This is a genomic window from Antrihabitans cavernicola, from assembly GCF_008297975.1.
GTDB lineage: Bacteria > Actinomycetota > Actinomycetes > Mycobacteriales > Mycobacteriaceae > Antrihabitans > Antrihabitans cavernicola.
In genome coordinates this window covers 41703-66265 of the sequence record NZ_VLNY01000002.1, presented here as the reverse complement: position 1 = coordinate 66265, position 24563 = coordinate 41703, and the positions used below count along the sequence as shown (strand labels likewise).

Here is a 24563-nt window from a genome sequence, read left to right as displayed (position 1 = left end):
GCCAACGCTAACGAATTCGGGAGGTTCGACATGTGCGGTATCACCGGCTGGGTTTCGTTCGACTCCGATCTCACACGACAGCACGCCACCATCGACGCGATGACCGAGACCATGGCCTGCCGAGGGCCCGACGGATCGGGCACCTACGTTCGTACCCACGCAGCGCTCGGTCATCGCCGACTCGCCATCATCGACCTGCCCGGCGGCACCCAGCCGATGACCGTCGGCACCCCCGACGGTGACATCGCGATGGTCTACAGCGGCGAGACCTACAACTTCACGGAGCTGCGCGCCGAGCTACGCACACTCGGCCACACCTTCCGCACCGACAGCGACACCGAAGTGGTGCTGCACGGCTACCTGCAGTGGGGCGACGCCGTCGTCGATCACTTGAACGGCATGTACGCGTTCGCGATCTGGGACGGCCGCGACGACAAACTGGTGATGATCCGCGACCGCATGGGCATCAAGCCGTTCTACTACTACCCCACCCGCGACGGGGTGCTGTTCGGCTCCGAACCGAAAGCCATCTTGGCGAACCCGCTCGCTCCCAAGGTGGTCGACGCGGACGGCCTACGCGAACTGTTCGCGATGACCAAGGCACCGGGTTGGTCGCTGTGGAAGGACATGGAAGAGGTACGGCCGGGCACCATCGTGACCGTCGATCGCACCGGTCTTCGTACGCGCACCTACTGGAAACTCGATGCCGTCGCCCACACCGACGACCAGTCCACCACCGTCGACCGCGTGCGCGAACTGATGACGGACATCGTCGATCGGCAACTGATCTCGGACGTGCCGCGCTGCGTATTGCTTTCCGGCGGTTTGGATTCCAGCGCAGTCACCGGCCTTGCTGCCGCGCGGCTCGCACGCGACGGTGAGCAGCTGCGCACGTTCTCCGTCGACTTCCTGCATCAAGAGGAGACCTTCACACCCGACGAGATGCGCGACACCCCGGACTCGCCGTTCGTGCGCGAGGTTGCGGAGAAGGTCCGATCGGCGCACCACGACGTCATGCTCGATCCCGCCGACCTCACCGATCCCGCGGTACGACGGGCGGTGATCCGGGCGCGTGACATTCCGGCAGGTCTCGGCGACATGGATACGTCGTTGTACCTGTTGTTCAAGGCAATTCGCGCGCAGTCGACGGTCGCACTGTCCGGCGAGTCGGCGGACGAGGTGTTCGGCGGGTACCGCTGGTTCCACGACGAGACGGCGGTCAACGCGGATACCTTCCCGTGGCTCGCCTTCCGGACAGCGCAAACCGGCGACAGCCGATTCGACGTGTTCAACGCCGATCTTCGTGATCGACTGAACATTCCGGCCTACATCGACGCGCAGTACCGCGCGGCGGTTGCCGAAGTCGATCAGCTCCCCGACGCGTCACCTGTCGAGCAGCGGATGCGGACGATCTGCCATCTCCATCTGACGCGCTTCGTGCGCATGCTGCTCGACCGCAAGGACCGTGCCTCGATGGCGGTGGGCCTGGAGGTGCGGGTGCCGTTCTGCGATCACCGGCTGGTCGAGTACGTGTACAACACACCGTGGTCGATGAAGACATTCGACGGGCGCGAGAAGAGTCTGCTGCGGCATGCGACGAAACACGTTCTGCCGCAGTCGGTTGCCGAGCGCGTCAAGAGCCCGTACCCGTCGACACAGGACCCGGGCTACGCGGCCGCCCTGCAACAGCAGGTCAAGGAAGTACTCTCCGACGGTGACGATCGGCTGTTCGAGCTGGTCGACCGGTCGTACGTGCACAGCGCCGCCGAGGTCGATCCGACGACCATGCCCGGCGATGTGCGCAACAGCCTCGACCGCGTCCTCGACCTCCACCACTGGCTCGACATGTACGACCCGCAGCTCCAGCTCTAACCGCTGTGCGTGAAATTCAGTGCCCCAGCACCGAATTTCACGCACAGATCGGTCACAGGAGTCCGCGCTGGACCGCCTTCACGAGTCGGCGCGGCACGCGGTGAGTGACGCCGTCGACCGTCACGGTCACCAAGTCGGGAACCGATGCCTTCCACTGCGATCGGCGACTGCGCGTGTTGGATCGTGACATCTTCCGCTTCGGCACAGCCATCAGCGGACTCCCGTCCGGCCGTAGCGTCGGTTGAACTTCTCCACTCGACCCTCGGTGTCCATGACGCGCGTCTTGCCCGTCCAGAACGGGTGCGACTCCGACGTCACGTCCACCACCAGCAACGGATAGGTGTTCCCGTCTGCCCATGAGACGGTTCGCTCGCTGGTGCGGGTCGAGCGCGTCAAGAACTGCGAGCCGGTATTCGCGTCCTCGAACACCACCGGGTGGTAGTCGGGATGGACGTTCTTCTTCATGCCTGATCCTCTCGATGGCTCTGGGTCAGCGGCGACTCGCTGTCACCGCAGAGACTTTGCTGCGGCTCGCCGCAGGGATCCCGGTGCTCCTCGCCGAACGGGTCAGGCCACGTTGCCCACGCGGACTCGTTCGCCAATTCGTCGTCGGTGACGAGTGCCCATTGCAGCGCGCGGTCGATATCGGTCGGATCGGCTGCGTGCACCAGGACCACCAACGACGTATGCCGGTCGCCGAATCGCTCGTGCCACCGCGACGCCGCCATGGCGCGTCGCTCCGCCGAAACCTGTTCCTGCTCAGCGACAGTCATCGCAGCGAGCCAATTGCCGACCTTTCCGACCCGCAATCCGCCGCCCGCCGATTCGAGCCACAACACCTCGTTCGGTTGGGTAGCGACCCAGACTCGTCCACGAGCCGTGACCACGCCATCGAGCAGTACGTCGATCGCATCGTGCAGCCGCACAGGGTGGAACGGTCGCTCCGCTGCGAACTCGACGATCGTCACTCCCGCGTCGCCGTCGAGTGGTGGTTGCCCGCACAGCAGGCCGTCGTGCGGATCCGATGAGGCGCCGCGACGGGCGCCCGCAGGCACGGCGGCCAGCAGCTTCTCGACGCTGCTCGGTGAGTAGGCAGTGGGTGCGTAAGCAACGGGCGCACCGGGCGCGAGCCTGGCGAGAACCGCATGCAGTCGCGCGTGCTCCCAGCCGTCGGATGTCGAACCGCTGACGACGACGGCATCGCACATCGAGACCTGCCCCACCACCACTTGCGCAACTGTCCGCTCGTCGTCGACTCCGGTGACGATGCCTCGATCGTCGAGCGCGTCGTCGCCGGTCGCGTCGTCGAGCCAGGTCGCGGCATCGATGCAACCGACAACAGCAGCGACTCGAACATCGCGTGCCGCAGGCCCGTCGACTTGGCCGATCACGCCGGAAACCACCACATCGGCGATTGCCGCGCACACGGCTTCCGGTTCGAGAATCCTGTCCAGTGCCAACACAATTCGGTCTACGGTGCTGCGCGCGCTGAGGCGGCGCAGCAACGGCAGCAGGTCGTCGCGCAGCGTGCAGGACACGCAGCAATGAGCCAGGTCGAGCGTGCTGGTCCGCTCGCCGTCGACCGACGTCACCGTCCGTCGCACCACCCCGCGATGAACGTCGCCGAGATCGTGTTCGACGACGACCGTTCCGGCCCTCAGCAGCGATCGTGCCGTCTTCGCCGTCGCATCCGACCAGCCCGTCACTACGACGACTGGGGTTCTCCCGTCCATCCGCGCCCCTTTGTTGATAACGATTGTCATTAGCCGTTCGGAACGCTACAGTGCGAACTCGATGTTGTCGAAAATGATTGTCGTTAGAGGAGAAGTATGTCCGCACACTGCCAACTGACCGGTCGACGGCCGGGATTCGGCAAGTCCGTGTCGCACTCGCACGTGCGCACCAACCGTCGCTGGAACCCGAATGTCCAACGCAAGACGTACTTTCTGCCCAGCGAGGGCCGTCGCGTCACGCTGACACTGTCGACCAAGGCCATCAAGATCGTCGACCGTGACGGCATCGAGTCGGTCGTGGCGAGAATCCGCAGTCAAGGCGAGAAACTCTGATGGCGCGCAACGAGATCCGGCCGATCGTCAAACTGAAATCGACAGCCGGAACCGGCTACACCTATGTGACGCGAAAGAACAGGCGCAACGACCCCGATCGCATGGTGCTGCGGAAATACGACCCGTTAGTGCGCAAGCACGTCGACTTCCGCGAGGAGCGTTGACGATGGCCAAGAAGTCGAAGATTGCCCGCAACTCGCAGCGCGCCCAAGTGGTCGAGCGCTACGCCGAGCGGCGAGCGGATCTCAAAGAGATCATTCGCAAACCGAGCAGTTCAGCGGCGGCGAGAGCGGCAGCGCAGACCGCGCTGCAGCGCCTCCCGAGAGACGCAAGTCCGGTAAGATTGCGCAACCGAGACGTGGCGGACGGCCGTCCGCGCGGACACTTGCGAAAGTTCGGGCTCTCTCGCATTCGGGTGCGCGACATGGCACACCGCGGTGAACTGCCCGGCCTACGCAAGTCGAGTTGGTGAGGACACCGCATGGCAGTCAAGAGAGCACCGTCGAAGAAGGCCCGAGTCCAGGAAGGCCGGCGGCCCAAGAAGAATCCGCTGATCACCGCAGGCGTCGAGAAGGTCGACTACAAGGACATCAACCTACTGCGAACGTTCATCTCCGATCGAGGCAAGATTCGCAGCAGGCGCGTCACCGGATTGACCCCGCAGCAGCAGCGCCAAGTTGCCATCGCCGTGAAAACCGCGCGCGAAATGGCCTTGCTGCCCTTTACTTCTCGCTGAGATGCCAAAGCGGCCGCCGCGTGTACACACGCGACGGCCGCTTTGTCGTCGGACTCAGCCCGGGATGTTGAGAACCTGTCCTGGGTTGATCAGATCCGGGTTGTCGATGCCGTTGGCGTTGGCGATCTCCTGGTAACGGTTGCCGTCACCGAGGAAGCGCTCGGCGATTGCCCAGAGGGTGTCGCCGCTCTCCACGGTGTAGCTCTGTCCGGCCGGTGCAGCCGGCGGGGGCGGCGGCGGTGCCGGTGCGTCGGCCGGAGCCGCTGCAGGCTCGGCCGGTGCGGCAGCAGCCTCGACCGCGGTGCCCGAAGACCACAGAGCGTTGTCGCCGGAGCCGTAGAGGACGACGTTGCGATCGTCCTGCAGGGTCAGGTGCGCGCCGGTGTTGCCGCCGGTCTGCGATGCCCACGTCGGCTGGTTTTCACCGTTGTAGGTGACGAAGTTGCCATCATCCTGCAGGGTCGCCTTGACCGTGCCGGAGCCGTTGGTGCCGTTCGCCCACACGGCATTGCCGTTCTCGGACAGCACGAGGTTGCCGTCTTCCTGAAGCGTCAGCGCGTACGAACCGTTGTTCGAGTTGATCGACTGACCGGCGCTGAGGCTGTCGCCCGGGCGCAGAGTGTCCGCCACGTTGTTCCCCTTTCGGAGGGATGCGTTCGAAATGGATGAATCCGAACGAACACTACTGGCGCGTCGGCGAGAATGCCCGACTTACGCTCACCATTTCAACGAAAGTTCACGAGCTGTCCCAAACGCGTGGATCATGCTGTCGGAGATGCCCATTTCGGGACTACCGTGAAGGTATGCGCCGGATTGCCACTGCATTGCTGACTCCCGGATTGCTGCTCGTCGCGTTGGCCGGGTGTGCCACCGCGGGGACCGCGCTTCCCGCACCCGGTTCGAGCTCGCCGAGCCCCGACAGACCCGCCTCGGACGGCGGCATCGCGTTCACACCCAATCCCACCATCGTGAATCCGCACCCGCTCGCGTTCCAATCATGGAATCCCGCAGGCGAACACGGCGAGCGAGTGGCCTTGCACTTCACTATCGGATCGCCTTCCTGCTACGGCGTCGACGGCAATGTCGTCAGCGAAACCGATACCACCGTGACAGTCGACCTTCGATCCGGCTCGCTACCGGAAGCCGCGGGCAAGATGTGTTCGATGATCGCCGTGTTCGGCACCGTCGAGCTGCCGTTGCAGGCGTCGCTCGGCACCCGCAACGTGATCACCGACCGGTAGCGCGACGCGAGCGCATGTAGTCGCTCACCACAGCCGCGCCGAGGCCGTCGAGATCGGGTGCGACGACGCGACCACCGACGCGATGAGCCATCCGGTCGACGAAACGCGCAAGCCCCGGATCGTCGCCCAGCCGGAAGATCGTCACCTGCGCGCCGAGCTTCGCAAGGTTGTCAAGTTCCTTGACCGTCAATCCCAGGGTGCGCATGCTGGGCGGATAGTCGAAGTGCGCGTAGCCTTCCGGCTCCAGATGCGCGGTCGGCTCGCCGTCGGTCACGATCAGCACGACCGGCTGCGCATTGGGATTGCGACGCAGATGCCGACCCGCCAGCAACAGCGCGTGATGCAGATTCGTGCCCTGCTCGTACACGCCGTCCAGGCCTGCCAGTTCCGATGCCGTCAACGTCTGCGCGTGCCTGCCGAAGCCGATCAACTGCAGGTCGTCACCCCGGAAACGCGTCGTCACAAGGTGATTGAGCGCCAGCGCCGTCCGCTTCATCGGCATCCAACGGCCTTCCATCACCATGGAGAACGACGTGTCGACCAGCAGCGCCACCGCCGCCTGGGCACGTTGTTCCGTTTCGGCGACCTCGACGTCGACGACTCGGAGCTTGACAGGGACGCGCCCGGGATCGCGCCGGCGGGCAGGAGCGGAGCGACCCGGGGATTCACGGAGTACCGCATTGGTGATGGTGCGGGTGACGTCCCAGGGTTCGGTATCACCGAATTCCCAAGGCCTACTTGCGCCCGTCGGCTCGCCCATCGCACCGGCACGTCGGGTATCGCGCTGCCCGGCACGGCCACTGAGCCGTCCCGCAACATCTTTCAGCGCCGACTCCCCCAGCTGCCGCATCGCTTTCGGTGACAACCGCCACTGCCCGTCCGGGCCCTTGTCGAGGTAGCCCTCCTGCTGCAGCGCCTTCTCCAGCTCGGACAGGGTACGCACATCCGCGGTCGCCTCGTTGCCGAGATGCCGTGCGAGAGCGTCCATGTCGATATCGTCGAGCTGAGCACCCGCGTACTGCTGGGACAGCTGATCGCCCAGTTGCTCGAGCTCCGCGATCTCCTGCAACGACGACGTGCCCTCACCGAGGCCCATGCCCTGATCACCACGAAAGCGTTGCGAGCCTTCCCAATCTTCGCCGGGACGCGCGGCGCGCAGATGCTGATCGAGCCTGTCGAGCTGACCGAGCAACGACGGTGATCCGAATGCATTCTGCGCCAACGCATCGAGTTCGGCACGCTGGTCGGGGGTCAGGCTGTTACGGAGCCGTTGCGCGGCTGCGGCACGCTGCGCCAAGGAGTCGAGAAGCTCGTCCACGTTCTTCGGATTCTCCGGAAAGTACTGGCCGTGCTTGTCCATGAAGTCCTGGAACTGCTCGTCCGTATCCGTGCCCTGCGCATGGGCGTCGAGCAGATCGTTGAGGTCGCTCAGCATCTCGTCGATGCGTTGCTTGTCCTCGTCCGTCGCATTTTCGAGCGCCTGCTTCATGCCGGCGAAGCGTTGGTCGAGCATCTCTCGACCGAGCAGATCGCGAATCTTCTCGTAGTCCGCGCGCGCCGCTGGACTGCGCCAGTCGTAGTCGGACAGTTCCTGCACCGCCTGCGCTGTCGAGGGCGGCAGCTCGGCGATCTGCATCTCCGCGAAGCGAGCCTCGTCGTCGAGTGCACGCGCGAGTTCCTTGCGCTCTTCGAGCACCGCCTTGTCGAGCAACTTCTTGACCTCGTCCAAGGTCCCACCGAGATTGCTGCGCTGCAACATCTCTCGCCTCTTGCGATGGGCCTGCATTGCGAGATCGTCGAGCCCCTTCATGTTCTTGGAGCCACGACGTAGCAGCTCCTGCAGGGCATGTCGCGGCGAACTTCCCGCCATCACGTCGTCGCCGATGGCCTGCAACGCATCGCGCAGGTCCACCGGTGGCGCCAAAGGGTCGCTGCCGTCGTAGGGCAGATAACGCGCGTTGGCGGACATCAGCCGTACACCAACTCGCCGTCGTCGCCCGCGATCTTGGAGATACGACGGGCCAGGTACAGACCCTCCAATGCCAATTCGGCTGCAGCAGCACGCTCTCCGTCGGAGACGGCATTCAAGCGGGCCGCAACATCGTTCAGCACCGGCAGATCGGGCAGCTCGGCGAGCAACGCCTTTGCCGTTATCCGCTCGCCCGTCGTCACCGGGTCACCCAGCTCCACCGCGGAGACCAAGGGCGCCAAGTCGATTCCACCGAGTCGCTCACGCGCGGTATCCGCCGTTGCGCGTCGCAGGAGATGCTCGAGCACCTCCACCTCGCGCCCTTCTTCGCCGGACTCGAACTCGATCTTGCCGCGCAGCACCTCGATGACGGTCGTCAGGTCGACCGGCCGCGCAACCGGATCCGCTTCGCTCAGAACGACACTGCGATGCACAGCCGATGCTGCGACCGTCTCTGCCGCAGCCACTGCGAAGCGTGCCGAGACACCCGAGCGCTGATCGACAGCGGTCGACTCGCGGAGCAATCGCGTGAAGCGGGCGAGGATCTCGAGCAGATACTCGGGCACCGTCGCTTCCAGATGAGCTTCCTGGTTGATGACGGCAATCTCGTCGCCGAGCGCGCGCGGGTAATGCGTGCGAATCTCGGCACCGAAGCGGTCCTTCAGCGGTGTGATGATGCGGCCCCGGTTCGTGTAGTCCTCGGGGTTGGCGCTGGCGACGAGCAGCACGTCGAGCGGCAGCCGCAACGTGTAGCCGCGCACCTGAATGTCGCGCTCCTCCATGACGTTCAGCAACGACACCTGAATGCGCTCGGCGAGGTCGGGCAGCTCGTTGATCGCGACGATGCCGCGGTGGCTGCGGGGAACGAGGCCGAAGTGGATGGTCTCCGGGTCGCCGAGGCTGCGGCCTTCCGCCACCTTGACCGGATCGACGTCGCCGACCAGATCGGCGACGCTGGTGTCCGGGGTCGCCAGCTTCTCGGAATAGCGTTCGCTGCGGTGCCGCCACTCGATGGGCAGGTCGTCGCCCAGTTCGGCGGCCTTGCGGATCGATGCGGGCGTGATCGGCTCGTAGGGATGCTCGCCGAGTTCGCTGCCTGCGATGACGGGGGTGTATTCGTCGAGCAGCAGGTTCAGGGTGCGCAGCAGACGCGTCTTGCCTTGACCGCGCTCGCCGAGCAACACGACGTCGTGGCCCGCGATCAACGCGCGCTCCAGCTGGGGAATGACGGTGTCTTCGAAGCCGACGATTCCCGGCCACGGATCACGGCCCTCGCGTAGCGCGGAAATCAGGTTGGCGCGGAGTTCTTGCTTGACGGACAGCTGCTTGTGGCCGGAGGCGCGCAGCTCGCCGACTGTGTTCGGTGTGGTCACCTCTTCACGCTACGAGTGTCGAGGCAATGCGGCCACCTGGTATCCACTCCAGGGACTAGGACAGGGCTTGAATCGATTGGACCAGCGCCGTCAGCAGTTCCGGGGTGCGCGGGATCATCTGACCCGCGAAGCCGACCAGGTCGATCAGAAACTGCAGCAGGTTCGGAGCGGGTGGCGGGATCATGGCGAGTCCGTTCTGAGGTGGTCGGCATGATTACGGTAAACCACATCGTCCAAGGTCAGCCGGAATTGCTCGTCGTACTTCTAGACTCCGTTCATGGATACCTGGGTCCTGCCTGCGCTGCTGGGTTTGGGTTTGGCCGCGGCGAGCGGATTCCGCACCTTCCTTCCGCTGCTCATGCTGAGCATCGCCGCCCATTTCAACCTGTTCGGCATCGACCTGAGTCACTCGTTCGCGTGGGTCGGTTCGACGGGTGCGCTGGTCGCGTTGGCGATCGCGGCGGTCGTCGAGCTGCTCGCCGACCTGATCCCGTTCGTCGACAACGCGTTGTCGCTGGTGGGCAACGTGAGTGGACCGGTCGCAGGTGCCATAGCCGCGGGTTCGGCGTTCTCGTCGCACGATCCGACAACGGCAGCGATCGCCGGGATCATCGTGGGCGCTCCGACAGCCCTCGCGTTCAGCACCGCGCAAACGGGCGTCCGGGCGGCGAGTACGGCAACCACTGCGGGAGTGGCGAATCCGATCGTCTCGGTGATCGAAGACGTGGTGACCTTCCTGACCTCGCTGATCGCGTTGATAGCGCCGATCCTCATACCGATCGTGCTCGGCGCGATCGGCTGGGTTGCGTGGCGGGGTTACCAGCGCTTTCGACGGCGGACTGCGGCGGTGTAGCTGCCGAGTGCGCACTTGTTGACGTGTCCTCGCGACGTTTGCGACAGCAAGTGCGCTTTCGTCGCTGTGGATAACCAGATATCCATCCACAGATTGGAAATCGGCCCGCTATTGGGATGATTTGTGCGCCATGGTCGGTCGATGGGGGAATTCGATCGGCCGTTTCTCGGCAGCGCCGCGACCGCAGACGGGGAGTTGTCTGTTCGGCAATTGCGGATGGACTTCTACCGCATTCACCGAGATGTCTACGTCCGCAAGGGCGTCGAGCTCGACGCTCGTGCTCGTGCGTACGCCGCGGCGTTGTGGGCGCTGGACGACGGTATCCTCGCCGGCCTCTCGGCTGCTGCGATGCACGGATCGAAATGGATCGATGCTGATTCACCGGCCGAGCTTTTCCGGACCGGCAGTCGACGTAGCGCGGCCGGCATTCGCGTCCATGCCGATTCGCTCGAGTCCGACGAGTTCGAACCGATCTGCGGGCTGCTGGCGTCAACGCCGGCGCGAACAGCGTTCGATCTGGGTCGACGTCGACCTTTCGACACTGCGGTCGCCCGACTCGACGCGTTGTGTCGGGCGACCGATCTGAAGGTCAGCGAAGTCGGGCAGTTGGCGGACCGGCATCGAGGCGCACGCGGAATAGTGCAGCTACGCAATGTCCTCGAACTCGTCGACCCCGGTGCTGAGTCACCACAGGAGACGCGGACTCGACTGGAGATGATCCGTGGCGATCTACCGATCCCATCGACGCAAATCCAGATTCGCGACACGTTCGGCCAGGTTGTCGCCCGGGCGGACATTGGATGGGAGCGCTGGAAGGTGATCGTCGAATACGAAGGGACGCAGCACTGGCTCGACGAGCGGCAGCGGACCCGTGACATCGAACGCTACGAGCAACTCGATCGACTCGGTTGGGCCGTCATCCGGGTGAACGCACAGCAGCTGAGGCAACCGCACACGATCGTCTCCCGTGCGCGCGTTGCTCTCCGCGCTGCGGGTGCCCCGGTCTAGCCGAATGCGCACTTGTTGTCGAGTCTTCTCGACGTTTGTGACAGCAAGTGCGCACTCGGCGGCAACTCAGTGAGCGAAATGCCTCGCGCCGGTGAGGTAGAGCGTCACGCCGGCGTCGCGGGCGGCTTCGATGACCTCGTTGTCGCGCACCGAACCACCCGGCTGCACGATCGCACGAACGCCCGCAGCGCAGAGGACCTGCAAGCCGTCGGGGAACGGGAAGAAGGCATCCGATGCGCCGACCGAGCCCTTGGCCCGATCACCCGCACGGTTGACTGCGAGATGGGCTGCGTCGACGCGGTTGACCTGACCCATCCCGACGCCGACCGACGCACCGTCGTTCGCCAGCAGAATGGCATTCGACTTCACGGCTCGGCATGCGCGCCAGGCGAATTCGAGATCGGCGAGGGTGGCGGCATCTGCCGGTTCACCGACGGCGAGCGTCCAGTTCTTCGGGTCGTCACCCTCGGCATCGATCACGTCGCGCTGCTGCAACAACGTGCCACCGGAGATCGGTCGCAGCTCCACACCGCTCGGGGTCGGTGGCTGCGCCAGCAACACCCGAACGTTCTTCTTGCGCTGCAGCACGCCGAGTGCACCGTCGGCATAGGACGGCGCGATGATCACCTCGGTGAAGATCTCGGCGACCTGCTCCGCCATCTCGACCGTCACTTCGCGGTTCGCGGCGATCACGCCACCGTAGGCGCTGACCGGATCGCAGGCGTGCGCCTTGCGATGCGCCTCTGCGATGTCGGCGCCGACCGCGATGCCACACGGATTCGCATGCTTGACGACGGCAACAGCGGGGGCCGCGTGATCGAAGGCGGCACGCCAGGCCGCGTCGGCGTCGGTGTAGTTGTTGTACGACATCTCCTTGCCGTGCAACTGTTCGGCCTGCGCCAAGCCGGGGGCTGTGCCCGCGTTGCGGTACAGCGCGGCCGACTGGTGCGGGTTTTCGCCGTAGCGCAGGACCGCACCCCGCGACCACGTCGCGCCGACCCACGTCGGGAAGTTGCTCTCGGTATCCGGCGACAGCACGCTGGTCATCCAGCTGGCGACCGCGACGTCGTATGCGGCGGTGTGCTGAAACGCCTGTGCCGCAAGCGCTGTGCGCTCCGCGAGGGTGAAACCGCCACCTGCGACGGCGGCAAGCACATCGTCGTACCTGGCTGGATCGACCACGACGGCAACCGAGGGATGGTTCTTCGCCGCCGCACGCACCATCGACGGTCCGCCGATGTCGATCTGCTCCACGCATTCGTCCGGAGTCGCCCCGGAGGCAACGGTTTCGGTGAACGGGTACAGGTTCACGACCACGAGTTGAAACGCCTCGACGCCCAACTCGGTGAGCTGGTCGAGGTGCTCCGACTTCCGCGTGTCGGCGAGGATGCCTGCATGCACGCGAGGGTGCAGCGTCTTGACGCGGCCGTCGAGAGTCTCGGGAAAGCCGGTGAGGTCCTCGACTTTGGTGACCGGGATGCCCGCGTCGGCGATCTTCGACGCGGTGGAACCCGTGGACACGAGTTCCACTCCGGCGCTGTGCAATCCGGTCGCGAGCTCGATCAGACCGGTCTTGTCGTACACACTGACCAGCGCACGGGATACGGCTTTGCGGTCACTCACTGGGAATCACGGCCTTTCGTCCATCGGAGATGACACCTGACGTGGAAATGGCGGCAACGACTTCCGCCAGCAGCCGTCGTTCGACGACCTTGATGCGCTCGTGCAACGTCGACTCGTCGTCGTCATCGAGCACGGGAACTGACTCCTGCGCAAGCACCGGTCCGGTATCGACGCCCGCATCCACCAGGTGCACAGTCGATCCCGAGAGCTTGACCCCGTAGGCGAGCGCATCAGGTACGGCGTGAGCGCCGGGGAACGAGGGCAGCAGGGCGGGGTGGGTATTGATGATCCGACCGCCGAAACGCTGCAGGAAGTTGGGGCCGAGGATCTTCATGAAGCCCGCGGAGACAACGAGATCCGGCTCGTGGGCCGCGACGGCGTCGGCAACGGCCGTGTCCCAATCGGCGCGGTCGGCGAAGTCGCGCAAGGAAACTCGGAAGTGTGCGATACCGGCATCGTCCGCATGATCGGTCGCCGGACAATCGCGGTCGACGCCAACGGCCACGATCCGAGCGGGATAGCCGTCGACGAACGTTGCATCGATCAACGACCTGAGTAGCGTTCCCGCACCGGAAGCCAGTACGACAACCCGGGCCGGCACCGAAGCGGGCCGGAACGTGGTGCTGGGTTCACGCAGGGCACTCAGCGCTCTACTCCTGGCGACGTGTGACGGAAACGGACGGGCGCCCCGAAGGGATCGACCCGCCTAAAGACTAGTCGTCACCTTTTTGTGACTCTTCGGGCAGGTCGGCCTCGCTGGAGTCTTCGGCGTCGTCGGCAACCGCGAAGACCTCGTCGGCGACCTCCGGCTCATCCTCGTCGACCTCCACCGACGCGCGGTGACCCAGCACCATGGCCGCCCCCGCACCGAGCAGGGCAAGCCATGCGAAGGACAACAGGCCGAACAGGAAGGCATCGGCTCCGACATGCCCGAAGACCCCGAGGTTGCCGCCCCCGATCAGCCCGAGCAACGCCATTGCGACACCGACGATCCCGGCAGCGGCAGCAGCAGCCTGAGCCGCCGAGATCCGATCAGCACAGACCCGCGCGCTTTCGCGACCGAGTGCGACGCCCACGACAGCAGGGAGCACCAGGAGCGCGGGCCACCACGGTGCGGCCGGGCCTGCAGGAACCGCGGCGAGCACCGGCAGTCCGGGCACCGGGCCCCCGACCACCGAGAACAATCCGACCGATCCTGCACCGACATGGAAGGCGGATCCCGTCACGACCGCGCCGGCGCCAACCACCACGTTCGGCAGGTAGAGCAGCGAAAGAACGGTCATGCCGAGGCCGCCGACGAAGCCGTCGGCGGTGTCGAGCGACGACGTCAGATTCGACCAATGCGCAAACAGCGAGACCACGGTGACAACGGTCGCTCCGATGGCCAGTCGGCGGCCGGCCTGCAACGCGAGAGTGCCGACGGCGCCTACCCAGGGCGGAAGTTCGACCAGCTGCATGACCTGACTGCGCAGCCGGAACCCGATTCCTAAGCCGGCGCCGAATAGATGCAAGGCCAACACCCACGCGAACGATGCCAGCGTGTTCGGCGGTGCCAACGCGATGACGCCTGAGGCGTCCTTGATCACGGCAAGACCGACGATTGTGACGACCAGCGGACCGCCGACCGCGGCACCGACGACCCAGCCGATCTCGCGTCGGGTGCTGCTGTCCGTCACGGCACGAGCCGTGGTGCGCGCGACCAGCCAGACGAGGCCCAGCGTCGGAAGAAGCGGAAGCACGCCCAACGATGCCGACCCGATCGTCAGCTGTACCTGGTGCACCGCGAGCCAGCCGGCCGCGATTGCGCCGGAGGTTCCGGTGAGCTCGCTGTTCGCGATCACCAAGGTCACGACGGTCGCGGTCGCGATCAGGACCAGCGCGACGATCACCGGTCGGAAGGCGACGACGAGCAGAGCTTTCGCGCGTTCCGGCGTCAGCGAGGGAGACGGTTCGCCGACGACAGGTCCGCTCTCGCTACGGGTTTCGTTGTCCAGCAGGGCGCTCATCCCTCCGAGCGTGACAGTTCCGCTGCCGTCGGTCGCGAAGGCGCGCCGACGACAGCGGAAGTCACATCAACGCCACGTCAGTCCTCGTCGTCCTTGCCCGCCCGGAATGCCTGAGTCGCATCCTGCGGGGGTGTGGCTTCCGGTGGCTTCGGCGCACCGAAGGCCTGCGATCCCTGGCTCGGCGCCTGATACTGCTGCGTGGGCGCCTCGGCAGGCGGTGTCGAAGCGTGGGGCGTCGGAACTTGGGGTGTCTGCGGCTGGCCACCCTGGTACGGAGCAGCAGGCGGTGTGTAGCCACCGAACTGACCGGACGACTGATCCTGGCGCGGGTACTGCTGGTCGGGGCGACCGTAGGTCGGCTGCTGACCGTACGGGCTGGCATAGCCCGGAGTCTGCTGACCACCCCAACCCTGCGGCTGAGCCGGCTGCGGCTGAGCAGGCTGACCCTGAGCGTGCTGGCCCTGTCCCTGCTGACCCTGTCCCTGCTGACCCTGACCCTGTGCGGGAGCGCCGTAGCTCTGCGGCTGTCCCCAACTCTGCTGCTGCGGTTGTCCGTATTGACCGCCCTGCGGCTGTCCGTACGACTGCCCGGGCGCACCACTCTGACCTGCGCCGGGGAAACTGCCGCCGAACGCGGTCGCCGGCTTCTTCTCGGGCGCCTTGACGACACCGGTCTTCAGCAGCAACACGCCCACCGCGACCAACGCCTGCACGAAACCGAGCGCCAAGACCAGGTAACCGCCGTAGGCAAGTGCAAGTCCCTCGGTGAGGCTGAAGGCGAGGAAGAGCAGCGTCACGAACCCGACGATCGACGCGACCGCGGCAGCGCCGTCCCAATCCTGTTTCGGCAACAGCGCCGCCGCGGCCAACAGGCCACCGAACAGCAGGAACGCCAAGGCGATGACCGGGGTGCCGATCTCGAAGTAGTTGCGCGCGGAATCGGCTGTGCCGCCCAATGCTTCGATACCTTCGATCTTCGCGAAGGCCGTGAAACCGAGCAGGAAGTTGAGCACGCCCAACGCTGCGGTGCCGAGGCCCAGCAGTTGCGGAAGGCTCTTCGAATTCGATTCGGTAGGCGCAGCTGCGCCGCCCAATCCTGATCCCCCGGTCGGGATTGACATGTCTTCTCCTCTACGCGGTCGACTGAACACCCCGACGCTACTGCACGAACATCAGCGCTGGCTGTGCGAACCGGTTCCACACGCGAGAAAGGGCCTCCGAGTAGCCGTTCGCGGCTACCTGGAGGCCCTCTCGAGTCCAACTGTCAGGCTGTGACTGCGGCGTTCTGCAGAATTTCACGGGCGAGCGCTGCGGTCGCGGACGGCGTCTTGCCGACCTTGACACCTGCGGCTTCCAACGCATCCTGCTTGGCCTGCGCCGTGCCCGAGGAACCGGAGACGATCGCGCCTGCGTGGCCCATCGTCTTGCCCTCGGGTGCGGTGAAGCCTGCGACGTAGCCGACGACCGGCTTGGTCACGTTCGCCTTGATGTAATCGGCTGCCCGCTCTTCGGCGTCGCCGCCGATCTCACCGATCATCACGATCAGCTTTGTCTCGGGATCCTTCTCGAATGCCTCGATGGCATCGATGTGGGTGGTGCCGATGACCGGGTCGCCACCGATGCCGATGGCGGTGGAGAAGCCGAGGTCACGCAGCTCGTACATCATCTGGTAGGTCAGGGTGCCGGACTTGGAGACCAAGCCGATGGGGCCCTTGCCGGTGATGTTGGCGGGCGTGATGCCGACCAGCGACTCGCCGGGGGTGATGATGCCGGGGCAGTTGGGCCCGATGATGCGGGTCTTCTCGCCCTTGGACTCGTTGTAGGCCCAGGCATACGCGCTGTCCTGCACCGGAATGCCCTCGGTGATGACCACCAGCAGCGGGATCTCCGCGTCGATGGCCTCGATGATGGCGTCCTTGGCGAACTTCGGCGGCACGAACGCGATCGATACGTCGGCACCGGTCTTCTCGATGGCCTCCGAGACAGAAGCGAACACAGGCAACTCGACGGCTGAGTCGTCCTGGGCGGCATGGGTGACCGTGGTGCCTGCCTTGCGCGCGTTCACACCACCGACGACCTGCGTACCCGCCTTGAGCATCAGCGCGGTGTGCTTGGTGCCCTCGCCGCCGGTGATGCCCTGGACGATGACCTTGGAATCCTTGTTCAGGAAAATAGACATGTGTGCTTCAGTCCTTACTTCGAGGCCAACTCGGCGGCCTTGTCGGCGCCTTCGTCCATGGTCTGGGCCAGCGTCACCAGCGGATGTGCGGCGTCTTCGAGAATCTTGCGACCCTCGTCGACCTTGTTGCCGTCGAGGCGGACAACCAACGGCTTGCCGGGAGCGGAGCCTGCGGAGTGACCAGAAGATGCTGCCGCGTCGTCGAGTACTTTCAATGCGCCGACAATGCCGTTCGCGACGGCGTCGCATGCGGTGATGCCACCGAAGACGTTGACGAACACGCTCTTGACCTGCTCGTCACCGAGGATCACGTCGAGTCCGGCCGCCATGACCTCCGCCGAGGCACCGCCACCGATGTCGAGGAAGTTGGCGGGCTTGACGCCACCGTGCTTCTCGCCTGCGTAGGCGACGACGTCCAGCGTGGACATCACGAGACCGGCACCGTTGCCGATGACGCCGACCTGGCCGTCGAGCTTGACGTAGTTGAGGTCGTTCGCCTTGGCCTTGAGCTCGAGCGGGTCCGTGGCGTCCTTGTCCTCGAACTCTTCGTGGCCCGGCTGTCGAAAGTCGGCGTTGCCGTCGAGCGTGACCTTGCCGTCGAGAGCAAGGATCTGATCGTCGGGCGTACGCACCAGCGGGTTGACCTCGACGAGGAGGGTGTCTTCCTTGACGAAGACCTCCCAGAGTTTGGCGATGGTGACGGCCGCGGCGTCCAGCACCTCGGCGGGCAGGTGGCCCTGCTCGGCGATGCTGCGGGCGAACGCGACGTCGACACCCTTGACGGCGTCCACCGGAACCTTGGCAAGCCGCTCGGGCTTGGTTGCTGCAACTTCCTCGATTTCCATGCCGCCTTCGACCGAACACATGGCCAGGTAGGTGCGGTTGGTGCGATCGAGGAGGAAGGAGATGTAGTACTCCTCCGCAATGTCTTTGGCTTCTGCGATCAGAAGCTTCTTCACGACGTGACCCTTGATGTCGAGTCCGAGAATGTTCTGAGCGTGTTCGAAAGCTTCGTCCGCGTTGTTCGCGAACTTGACGCCGCCCGCCTTACCGCGGCCACCGACCTTGACCTGGGCCTTGACCATGACCGGCTTGCCGATTTCTTCGGCAATCTGTCGGGCACCGTCCGCCGTGTCTGTCACGCGGCCTTTGGACGAAGGAACTCCATGCTTTTCGAAGAGCTCTTTCGCCTGGTATTCGAAGAGATCCATATGCTCACCGTCTCGTCTACGTTGACACCCGCTCGAGGGGTAGGAGCGGGTCAGCTTCGGACTTTAGCTACTGCGATCAGCGGGTAATCGTCCGCATACATGCTATGTGGCCCAGATCACCTGGAGGTCGGTATGGCCGACTTCGTGGACCGTGCGATCACCAGCGCTTGAGCAATCAGCAGGCCGATGGCGATCACGGCGAAGGGCACGCCGAGCCCGACGCCCGCACCGTCTGCGCGACCCACGGTCAACGGCCACCCGACGAGATAGACAACCATCGCGATCGCGGCACCCGTCAGCATCGACAGCGCGCGAGCAGGCCGTGCTCGGGGCGCTATCGCCACGATCACGACGATTCCGGCACCGAGTGACGCCTGCGCCCACGAATCGAATCCCCACGGCAGCACGAACGACGCCGCGTCGACATCGGTACCGCGGTAGAGCGGCAATCCCAGAGCAAGCACCGCTGCCAGTGCGCCCGCCGCACCTACGATCACCGCGGTGCGATCTATCACCGGCTCCGTCGAACGATCGATGTCGTCCCGCTCGGCCGAGCCCGCGCACCACACGAGCAAACCTGTCGCTGCTGCCGCGACAACGCCCAGAATCATGGCTACCGAGCCCGCGCCGATTCCGACGCCGGGGATTCGCATTCCCTCGACGGTCGCCTGCAGAACACCGCCTGCTGCCACAACGACGGCGAGGACCAGCGGCCCGATCGCAGGCCGTACGACGGCAGCGAATTCGGAGAGAAACAGAAAAACAGATCCAACGAGCAATACCGCCGCACCCACGATGGCCAACCGCGTCGCATATATCTGTGGGGCGTCGTGCCCGTCGGGGATTGCGAGCACAGGCAACAGCGCCCCTGCGCCGACCAGCAGTGAGGCTGCAATACCAGCTGCTCCTGCGGCCACGTGCCACTTGGCGACTGTGGCGAGCGCCAACGAAGACGCGGCTCGATCGCCCGCTGCAGCTACCGTCGAGCGTCGAGCGTCTCTGCCGTCTCGCAGGTCGACGATCGCGGGGATCGCCGCGCCCACGATCACCAGCACGGCGGCTGCGGCGGTCGCAACGACGGTCGCCGTCGTGGTGTCGAGCGAGTCGTCGGCGATGCCTGCCGCAAAACGGGCGCCGGCTATACCCAGCGCGCCGACCCCAACGCTTGCGATCGCGCCCGCAGCTACGTCGGGCGACGTGGCGGCAAGCGCTCCGGCAACGACGGCGACGATCGCAACGGCGAGCGCGATGGTGCCGGCAAGCGTGACGACACCGGACGTGACGATGAGCGGAACGACGATCACCGAATCGGTCGAGGTCCATGCAGGCACGAACTGCAGCACCGCCCACACCGCGGCCACCAGAATTACCGAGGCCGAAGCGACGGCGCCCGCCCGGACCGTCACGACACGGCCGGAGAGTTCCTGGTGAGCGGACTGGCCGTAACCGTCGTCCAGCGCTGCCCGCGCGATCGTCATCGCGCCGAGTATCGCGGCGACTACGGCCAAGCTGTGCGCACCGATCACGAGGTAAGCACCCGGCCCAGCGGTCAGCGGCGACGCCGTCTCCGGCCGGAAGAGCTCGAATCGGTTGGCGTCGATGGGATCGCGGAAGAGCTGGATGTCGAGCGCGATCATGGGGGCGGCGAGCACGCCGCCGCCTACCAGCAAGCCGCCGGCGAGCGCGCTTCTGCGCATCGCGTGGGCAGCCGCGGCCGCGATCGGCCCGGCCAGTGCCGCAACACCCGCGACAACTGCCGCGGTGCCGATCGCGTTCGCCGCGACACCCTCTTGCGAGCGAACGACGCGCAACACCGGAGCCAGAGCGAGAACCAGCCCCGCGAGCAGTCCGCACCCCACCGCGATCCAGCCGATGAGGCCGGTGGAGCTGTCCGATTCGGAGTCTGAGGGTGCCGACACAACTGTGACGCTAGCGTCTCCGCCGCTACCCGACGCGCAACGTCGATATCTCGGGATTGCAACAGGTGTTTCGAGAGTGCAACGGACCGATTGGAGGGTTCTTACATTTTGCCAGCTCGATCTGTGATGCATCTCACATATTCGAATCCAATCCGTGGATAACTTGCGTTCGTTGCAATCATTTCGTTACCGTCGGCCAGTCATAAGTCACAGCCAGGTCACGGAGGAGGACGGCCCGCCTTGTCGCAACACCGCACTCCGCTTGGCCACCAGCGGTTCAACGATCGAAGCTTCGTGACGAATCCCGCAGCGTACGAATCGGGTGGGAACTTCGAGTTCCGCTACCAGGGTCGCAGCGAGTACGGCTCGCCGTCCGTGATGTTGGATCATTCCGCCGACGAGGATCTGCACGAATATCCGCAGCAGCCCGAGTCGCGTTACACGTGGCCCGATCGCAGCGCGGCACTCAACGACTACGACTGGTTCGCAGAGCCCGCCCCCGCGGAGCGCACTCAGAGCGCTCCTGCGCGGCGCGGCGGCGCTCACCGACTGCCGGCACCTCCCACCGCCCTCAAGGGCCGTGCGGCCGTTGTGGCCGTCGCTGCGGGTGCTGTCGTCGCAGCGGGTCAGGCAGCTCTCACCGACGCGCCGAACACGGACACCTCGACGTCGGAAATCAGCCTCGACGCCGCACAGGGCACCGCGGTAGGCTCCACTGCCGTTCCGCAGGCCGTGCAGTTCGTCGGCAACACGAACGGTGCCGCAAAGCCGGCCGCCGCTCAGGACAGCAAGTCTTCCGCGCCACAGGTTCTCAACGTCGCGGCACCCGCCGACCTCGGCCAGTTCAGCAACCTGCTTTCCAAGGGCCAGAAATTCGCCCAGGAGCGCGCAGCCGCCGAGGCCGCGAAGATGCGCCCGCTGTTCTCGACCTTCAGCCACGGCACGTTCACGTCCGGCTTCGGAGGGCGTTGGGGCACACAGCATCTCGGCGTCGACCTCGCCAACGCGATCGGCACTCCGATCCTCGCCGTCGAAGACGGTGAAGTGATCGATGCAGGTCCGGCGTCCGGATTCGGAATGTGGATCCGCCTCAAGCACGCGGACGGCACCATCACAGTCTATGGCCACATCGACTCGGCGACCGCTCATGTCGGTCAACACGTCATGGCAGGCGACGAGATCGCGAAGATGGGCAACCGAGGCTTCTCCACCGGCCCGCACTGCCACTTCGAAGTCTGGCTCAACGGCAAGGACAAGGTCGATCCGCTGCCTTGGCTCGCATCGCGCGGCATCAGCCTCGGCCCCGAGGTCGACTAACCAACCTCAGAGCTTCACCATCGGCACACCGCCGATCAGCATCAACCGCACCTTGCCCGCCGTTCCGAAGTCGATGGTCACCGTGGCGCGAGTGCCGACACCGTCGGACGCGATGACACTGCCGAGCCCGTATTTGTCGTGACTGACACGGTCTCCGACATCGAGCACAAGGCCCATCGTGTTGCGACTCTTAGCCGCGGGAATCGAAGTCCTACTGCTGCCGAAGCTCTCCGACTGCCAGCCTGGCCGTTCGCGCCGACTCCAATCGCGCCCAGCTCCCCCGCCTTGCGAGTACCCGCCGGACGATCGACCACCGCCGAACGAGGCACCGGGATCGAGCCGACGCCAATCGATGAGTTCACCCGGAATCTCTTGCAGGAAACGCGATTCCGGGTTGGCGATGGGCTGACCCCATGCCGAACGGACGACTGCTCGAGACAGGTAGAGCCTGCGTCGCGCACGCGTGATGCCGACGTAAGCGAGGCGCCGTTCTTCGGACAGTTCGTTCGGATCTCCGAGTGCCCGCATGTGCGGAAACTGGCCGTCCTCCCAGCCGGTCACGAAGACGACGGGAAACTCGAGGCCTTTCGCCGTGTGCAGCGTCATCATCGTGACGACGCCGTCACCGTTGTCGGGAATCTGGTCGGTGTCGGCAACGAGTGACACCCGTTCGAGGAACGCCGCAAGCGAGCCCGGATCGGGTTCGCCTTCAGTGGCATCCGGTTCGCCGGATTCGATGGCAGGTGGCGCGGAATCGGCGATCGCTGCCTCGATCTCCTCCTGACCCAACGCGTTGCGCGCCTCCGAGCTGAACTCGCGCGCAACGCTGACCAATTCGTTCAAGTTGTCCAGGCGGGCGCCGTCCTGCGGATCGCTGCTGGCTTCCAGGTCGGCGCGATACCCGGTGCGGTCGAGGATTGCCTCGACGACCTCGCCGACGTCGAAGAAGCCGTCCGCCAGCGTCCCGACCGATCGAATGCCATCCATCAACTCCAGGAACGACGCGATGGCGCGTTCCGAACGCGTGTTGAGCAGCGGCACCCTGCCCTCGCCTGCGTCGCGCAACGCCGCCGAGAAGCTGATTCCGCGCTGTTCCGAGTGCACGGCAACGCACGCCTCGGCGCGGTCACCGATGCCACGACGCGGCGTGTTGAGGATTCGCCGCAAGCTGACGGTGTCCTCCGGATTGTCGATGACGCGCAGGTACGCAACGGCGTCGCGGACCTCCTTGCGCTCGTAGAAGCGCACCCCGCCGACCACCTTGTACGGCAGGCCGAGCCGGATGAAGATCTCCTCCAGCGCACGGGAGGAGTTGTTGGTCCGGTAGAACACCGCGACGTCGCTGAACTTGGTCTCGCCATCGTCGACCAGCTTGTCGATCTCGCGTGCGACGAACGATGCCTCGTCGTGTTCGTTGTCTGCGACGTACCCGGTGATCAGGTCGCCGTCTCCGGAATCGGTCCACAGCCGCTTCTCCCGTCGACCCGCATTGCGCGAGATCAGCGAATTGGCGGCCGACAGAATGTGCTGCGTCGAGCGGTAGTTCTGCTCGAGCAGGATGGTTCGAGCATCGGGGTAGTCGCGCTCGAATTCCTCGATGTTGCGAATGGTCGCACCGCGGAAGGCGTAGATCGACTGGTCGGCGTCACCGACGACACACAACTCTGCAGGTGCCGGACCGTTCGGTTCTCGCTCGACCGGATCTCCCCCCGTCGCTGCGCTCGCCCCGGAAATCTCCCGGATCAGCACGTATTGCGCATGGTTGGTGTCCTGGTACTCGTCGACGAGCACGTGGCGGAACCGCCTGCGGTAGTACTCTGCGACCTGCGGGAAGTTCTGCAACAAGGCGACCGTTTCGCCGATCAGGTCGTCGAAATCCATGGCATTCGCGGCGCGCAGCCTGCGTTGGTACTGGGTGTAGACCTTCGCGACCAGCCTCGGCATCTCCGTTGTCTCCGACTCGGCGTCGGTGACTGCCTGCTCGGGGCCGATCAGCTCGTTCTTCAGGTTCGAGATGCTGGTGGCGAGCAACCGGGCCGTGAACTTCTTGGTGTCGATCTCCAGATCCTTGGAGATCATCGTCAGCAGGCGCCGGGAGTCGTCGGCGTCGTAGATCGAGAAGTTCGACGTCAGTCCGGGCAGCAAGGCAGCTTGCATCCGCAGGATGCGCACGCAGCTCGAGTGGAAGGTGGACACCCACATGTTGCGGGCCCGCGGCCCGACCAGCTCGATCACGCGCTCGCGCATCTCCGCTGCGGCCTTGTTGGTGAACGTGATGGCGAGAACCTGACCTGGAGTTACGCTCCGGGCCGCGAGTAAATAGGCGATCCGCTTGGTCAGGACCGCCGTTTTGCCCGACCCCGCCCCCGCGACTATCAGCAACGGAGCGCCCTCGTGAACGACGGCTTCGCGTTGCTGGGGGTTGAGCCCGTCGAGCAGCGCAGCAGCGGCCGACTCGGCGTCGCTTGCCGCCCCGTTCCTGGTCTTGGCCTTCATCACTGTGTTCATCGTCCTTCAACGCTACCGGCGCGTACCGACACTCCATTCCAGCACCTGCCGGTCACGCGTCCAGATAACAACCCAATCACGACTGGATTAAGAGTCCCAGGTCAACAACACAAAGGAGCGAGACATCAATATTGCGACAATTCACACTCTCATTATGTTTTGACGGAGTACACACCCGTGGCAGACTGTTTTTCATGATCAGCGTCCGACCCGCAACAGCGCCTGCGCTCCAGACCGGAGATGCCAGCTGCCGTTAGGGATCAGACACGTCCACCCGTCGGGGGTCCAGAGCAGGGCTCGCGGTCGGTTATGGACTTGGAACGTGGATCGGTAACGACTCGACGTTGATCAGCGATCCACGTTCTGACATGAGGAGATGATATGAGCAGCCCTACCAAGACAACCGACTCGGATTCTTCACTGCCTCAAAGCGAAGCCGAGATCGAGAAACTTCGTAAGGAGATCGACAAGCTCGACGCGGAGATCCTCGCTGCCATCAAGCGGCGCACCGAGGTCTCCCGAATCATCGGGCGAACTCGCATGGCATCGGGCGGCACCCGGCTGGTGCACAGCCGCGAAATGAAGGTGCTGGAGCGGTTCAGCGAACTCGGCCAGGAGGGTCACACGCTGGCCATGCTCCTGCTTCGACTCGGCCGCGGGCGCCTCGGTCACTGATCACGTG

Annotated in this window: 25 protein-coding genes; 10 read left to right on the top strand and 15 right to left on the bottom strand. The window is 65.1% G+C overall.

Annotated features, from left to right (window positions below):
- Nucleotides 1-30 precede the first annotated feature (30 nt).
- Nucleotides 31-1872 (top strand): asparagine synthase (glutamine-hydrolyzing), encoded by a 1842-nt coding sequence (gene asnB / locus FOY51_RS04005; RefSeq protein ID WP_149428937.1) that lies wholly within the window; start codon nucleotides 31-33, stop codon nucleotides 1870-1872.
- A 52-nt stretch (nucleotides 1873-1924) separates the two neighbouring features.
- On the opposite strand, the gene rpmF is transcribed toward asnB, so the two are convergent.
- From rpmF to mrf, 3 genes are read right to left on the bottom strand one after another with little or no spacing between them, the layout of a single operon-like run.
- Nucleotides 1925-2083, bottom strand: coding sequence for a 50S ribosomal protein L32 (rpmF, locus tag FOY51_RS04000; RefSeq protein WP_149428936.1), 159 nt, complete (start codon nucleotides 2081-2083; stop codon nucleotides 1925-1927).
- A complete protein-coding gene (locus tag FOY51_RS03995) occupies nucleotides 2083-2337 on the bottom strand; it encodes a type B 50S ribosomal protein L31 (protein ID WP_149428935.1) in 255 nt (84 codons plus the stop codon). The genes rpmF and FOY51_RS03995 overlap by 1 nt, the downstream gene beginning before the upstream one ends.
- Nucleotides 2334-3605: a ribosome hibernation factor-recruiting GTPase MRF gene (gene mrf, locus FOY51_RS03990; RefSeq protein ID WP_149428934.1), complete on the bottom strand. Its 1272-nt coding sequence runs from the start codon at nucleotides 3603-3605 to the stop codon at nucleotides 2334-2336. Before mrf ends, FOY51_RS03995 begins: the two co-directional genes overlap by 4 nt.
- Before the next feature lie 96 nt (nucleotides 3606-3701).
- Here mrf and rpmB point away from each other — a divergent pair, with 96 nt between their 5' ends.
- The 4 genes from rpmB to rpsR are packed head-to-tail and all read left to right on the top strand — an operon-like array spanning nucleotide 3702 to nucleotide 4674.
- Complete coding sequence (gene rpmB, locus FOY51_RS03985; RefSeq protein WP_149428933.1) at nucleotides 3702-3938, top strand: 50S ribosomal protein L28; 237 nt, start codon at nucleotides 3702-3704, stop codon at nucleotides 3936-3938.
- On the top strand, nucleotides 3938-4102 hold the full coding sequence (gene rpmG, locus FOY51_RS03980; RefSeq protein ID WP_149428932.1) for a 50S ribosomal protein L33: 165 nt from the start codon (nucleotides 3938-3940) through the stop codon (nucleotides 4100-4102). The genes rpmB and rpmG overlap by 1 nt, the downstream gene beginning before the upstream one ends.
- Before the next feature lie 2 nt (nucleotides 4103-4104).
- Complete coding sequence (gene rpsN / locus FOY51_RS03975; protein WP_149428931.1) at nucleotides 4105-4410, top strand: 30S ribosomal protein S14; 306 nt, start codon at nucleotides 4105-4107, stop codon at nucleotides 4408-4410.
- A 9-nt stretch (nucleotides 4411-4419) separates the two neighbouring features.
- The gene (gene rpsR / locus FOY51_RS03970) at nucleotides 4420-4674 is read left to right on the top strand and encodes a 30S ribosomal protein S18 (RefSeq protein WP_149428930.1); all 255 of its coding nucleotides are present in this window, start codon (nucleotides 4420-4422) and stop codon (nucleotides 4672-4674) included.
- A 54-nt stretch (nucleotides 4675-4728) separates the two neighbouring features.
- On the opposite strand, the gene FOY51_RS03965 is transcribed toward rpsR, so the two are convergent.
- Nucleotides 4729-5304: a LysM peptidoglycan-binding domain-containing protein gene (locus tag FOY51_RS03965; RefSeq protein ID WP_149428929.1), complete on the bottom strand. Its 576-nt coding sequence runs from the start codon at nucleotides 5302-5304 to the stop codon at nucleotides 4729-4731.
- Between the two features lie 173 nt (nucleotides 5305-5477).
- Here FOY51_RS03965 and FOY51_RS03960 point away from each other — a divergent pair, with 173 nt between their 5' ends.
- On the top strand, nucleotides 5478-5915 hold the full coding sequence (locus FOY51_RS03960; RefSeq protein WP_149428928.1) for a hypothetical protein: 438 nt from the start codon (nucleotides 5478-5480) through the stop codon (nucleotides 5913-5915).
- On the opposite strand, the gene FOY51_RS03955 is transcribed toward FOY51_RS03960, so the two are convergent.
- From FOY51_RS03955 to FOY51_RS27815, 3 genes are read right to left on the bottom strand one after another with little or no spacing between them, the layout of a single operon-like run.
- Complete coding sequence (locus FOY51_RS03955; RefSeq protein WP_149428927.1) at nucleotides 5902-7884, bottom strand: vWA domain-containing protein; 1983 nt, start codon at nucleotides 7882-7884, stop codon at nucleotides 5902-5904. The genes FOY51_RS03960 and FOY51_RS03955 overlap by 14 nt on opposite strands.
- Nucleotides 7884-9257: a sigma 54-interacting transcriptional regulator gene (locus FOY51_RS03950; protein ID WP_187776172.1), complete on the bottom strand. Its 1374-nt coding sequence runs from the start codon at nucleotides 9255-9257 to the stop codon at nucleotides 7884-7886. Before FOY51_RS03950 ends, FOY51_RS03955 begins: the two co-directional genes overlap by 1 nt.
- A gap of 55 nt (nucleotides 9258-9312) precedes the next feature.
- Nucleotides 9313-9441, bottom strand: a complete 129-nt coding sequence (locus FOY51_RS27815) for a hypothetical protein (RefSeq protein WP_290367874.1) — start codon at nucleotides 9439-9441, stop codon at nucleotides 9313-9315.
- Between the two features lie 93 nt (nucleotides 9442-9534).
- Between FOY51_RS27815 and FOY51_RS03945 the strand changes: the two genes are divergently transcribed.
- A complete protein-coding gene (locus FOY51_RS03945) occupies nucleotides 9535-10110 on the top strand; it encodes a DUF4126 domain-containing protein (RefSeq protein ID WP_149428926.1) in 576 nt (191 codons plus the stop codon).
- Nucleotides 10111-10251: 141 nt separating this feature from the next.
- Entirely contained in the window at nucleotides 10252-11118 is an 867-nt protein-coding gene (locus FOY51_RS03940) for a DUF559 domain-containing protein (RefSeq protein ID WP_149428925.1), read from the top strand.
- A gap of 66 nt (nucleotides 11119-11184) precedes the next feature.
- Here FOY51_RS03940 and purH read toward each other — a convergent pair whose 3' ends face one another.
- The 7 genes from purH to FOY51_RS03905 form a co-directional block, all read right to left on the bottom strand.
- Nucleotides 11185-12741 carry a bifunctional phosphoribosylaminoimidazolecarboxamide formyltransferase/IMP cyclohydrolase gene (gene purH / locus FOY51_RS03935; RefSeq protein WP_149428924.1) on the bottom strand — a complete coding sequence of 519 codons (1557 nt, stop codon included), beginning with the start codon at nucleotides 12739-12741 and terminating at the stop codon, nucleotides 11185-11187.
- A complete protein-coding gene (purN, locus tag FOY51_RS03930; RefSeq protein WP_187776213.1) occupies nucleotides 12734-13387 on the bottom strand; it encodes a phosphoribosylglycinamide formyltransferase in 654 nt (217 codons plus the stop codon). The genes purH and purN overlap by 8 nt, the downstream gene beginning before the upstream one ends.
- Before the next feature lie 67 nt (nucleotides 13388-13454).
- Nucleotides 13455-14747, bottom strand: a complete 1293-nt coding sequence (locus FOY51_RS03925) for a cell division protein PerM (protein WP_149428922.1) — start codon at nucleotides 14745-14747, stop codon at nucleotides 13455-13457.
- A 77-nt stretch (nucleotides 14748-14824) separates the two neighbouring features.
- Nucleotides 14825-15868 (bottom strand): DUF5336 domain-containing protein, encoded by a 1044-nt coding sequence (locus tag FOY51_RS03920; RefSeq protein WP_149428921.1) that lies wholly within the window; start codon nucleotides 15866-15868, stop codon nucleotides 14825-14827.
- A gap of 143 nt (nucleotides 15869-16011) precedes the next feature.
- Nucleotides 16012-16926 (bottom strand): succinate--CoA ligase subunit alpha, encoded by a 915-nt coding sequence (sucD, locus tag FOY51_RS03915; protein ID WP_149428920.1) that lies wholly within the window; start codon nucleotides 16924-16926, stop codon nucleotides 16012-16014.
- 14 nt (nucleotides 16927-16940) lie between these two features.
- Nucleotides 16941-18137: an ADP-forming succinate--CoA ligase subunit beta gene (gene sucC, locus FOY51_RS03910; RefSeq protein ID WP_149428919.1), complete on the bottom strand. Its 1197-nt coding sequence runs from the start codon at nucleotides 18135-18137 to the stop codon at nucleotides 16941-16943.
- Between the two features lie 116 nt (nucleotides 18138-18253).
- Entirely contained in the window at nucleotides 18254-20056 is a 1803-nt protein-coding gene (locus FOY51_RS03905; protein ID WP_149428918.1) for a hypothetical protein, read from the bottom strand.
- 294 nt (nucleotides 20057-20350) lie between these two features.
- Here FOY51_RS03905 and FOY51_RS03900 point away from each other — a divergent pair, with 294 nt between their 5' ends.
- Complete coding sequence (locus tag FOY51_RS03900; RefSeq protein ID WP_235916104.1) at nucleotides 20351-21373, top strand: M23 family metallopeptidase; 1023 nt, start codon at nucleotides 20351-20353, stop codon at nucleotides 21371-21373.
- Between the two features lie 6 nt (nucleotides 21374-21379).
- Here the strand turns inward: FOY51_RS03900 and FOY51_RS03895 are convergent, their stop codons facing one another.
- Nucleotides 21380-23881: a UvrD-helicase domain-containing protein gene (locus tag FOY51_RS03895; protein WP_149428917.1), complete on the bottom strand. Its 2502-nt coding sequence runs from the start codon at nucleotides 23879-23881 to the stop codon at nucleotides 21380-21382.
- Nucleotides 23882-24262: 381 nt separating this feature from the next.
- On the opposite strand from FOY51_RS03895, the gene FOY51_RS03890 reads away from it, so the two are divergent.
- Nucleotides 24263-24556, top strand: coding sequence for a chorismate mutase (locus FOY51_RS03890; protein ID WP_149428916.1), 294 nt, complete (start codon nucleotides 24263-24265; stop codon nucleotides 24554-24556).
- Nucleotides 24557-24563 lie beyond the last annotated feature (7 nt).

Excerpts from the sequence above, each read along its gene's own strand:
- FOY51_RS03960 (WP_149428928.1), top strand. The coding sequence starts at position 5,478 with ATGCGCCGGATTGCCACTGCATTGCTGACTCCCGGATTGCTGCTCGTC.
- asnB (WP_149428937.1), top strand. The coding sequence starts at position 31 with ATGTGCGGTATCACCGGCTGGGTTTCGTTCGACTCCGATCTCACACGA.
- FOY51_RS03920 (WP_149428921.1), bottom strand. The coding sequence starts at position 15,868 with ATGTCAATCCCGACCGGGGGATCAGGATTGGGCGGCGCAGCTGCGCCT.
- rpmF (WP_149428936.1), bottom strand. The coding sequence starts at position 2,083 with ATGGCTGTGCCGAAGCGGAAGATGTCACGATCCAACACGCGCAGTCGC.
- FOY51_RS03945 (WP_149428926.1), top strand. The coding sequence starts at position 9,535 with ATGGATACCTGGGTCCTGCCTGCGCTGCTGGGTTTGGGTTTGGCCGCG.
- sucD (WP_149428920.1), bottom strand. The coding sequence starts at position 16,926 with ATGTCTATTTTCCTGAACAAGGATTCCAAGGTCATCGTCCAGGGCATC.
- sucC (WP_149428919.1), bottom strand. The coding sequence starts at position 18,137 with ATGGATCTCTTCGAATACCAGGCGAAAGAGCTCTTCGAAAAGCATGGA.
- FOY51_RS03955 (WP_149428927.1), bottom strand. The coding sequence starts at position 7,884 with ATGTCCGCCAACGCGCGTTATCTGCCCTACGACGGCAGCGACCCTTTG.
- FOY51_RS03895 (WP_149428917.1), bottom strand. The coding sequence starts at position 23,881 with ATGAACACAGTGATGAAGGCCAAGACCAGGAACGGGGCGGCAAGCGAC.
- FOY51_RS03925 (WP_149428922.1), bottom strand. The coding sequence starts at position 14,747 with ATGAGCGCCCTGCTGGACAACGAAACCCGTAGCGAGAGCGGACCTGTC.
- FOY51_RS03890 (WP_149428916.1), top strand. The coding sequence starts at position 24,263 with ATGAGCAGCCCTACCAAGACAACCGACTCGGATTCTTCACTGCCTCAA.
- FOY51_RS03995 (WP_149428935.1), bottom strand. The coding sequence starts at position 2,337 with ATGAAGAAGAACGTCCATCCCGACTACCACCCGGTGGTGTTCGAGGAC.
- FOY51_RS27815 (WP_290367874.1), bottom strand. The coding sequence starts at position 9,441 with ATGATCCCGCCACCCGCTCCGAACCTGCTGCAGTTTCTGATCGACCTG.
- rpmG (WP_149428932.1), top strand. The coding sequence starts at position 3,938 with ATGGCGCGCAACGAGATCCGGCCGATCGTCAAACTGAAATCGACAGCC.
- rpsN (WP_149428931.1), top strand. The coding sequence starts at position 4,105 with ATGGCCAAGAAGTCGAAGATTGCCCGCAACTCGCAGCGCGCCCAAGTG.
- mrf (WP_149428934.1), bottom strand. The coding sequence starts at position 3,605 with ATGGACGGGAGAACCCCAGTCGTCGTAGTGACGGGCTGGTCGGATGCG.
- FOY51_RS03940 (WP_149428925.1), top strand. The coding sequence starts at position 10,252 with ATGGGGGAATTCGATCGGCCGTTTCTCGGCAGCGCCGCGACCGCAGAC.
- rpsR (WP_149428930.1), top strand. The coding sequence starts at position 4,420 with ATGGCAGTCAAGAGAGCACCGTCGAAGAAGGCCCGAGTCCAGGAAGGC.
- rpmB (WP_149428933.1), top strand. The coding sequence starts at position 3,702 with ATGTCCGCACACTGCCAACTGACCGGTCGACGGCCGGGATTCGGCAAG.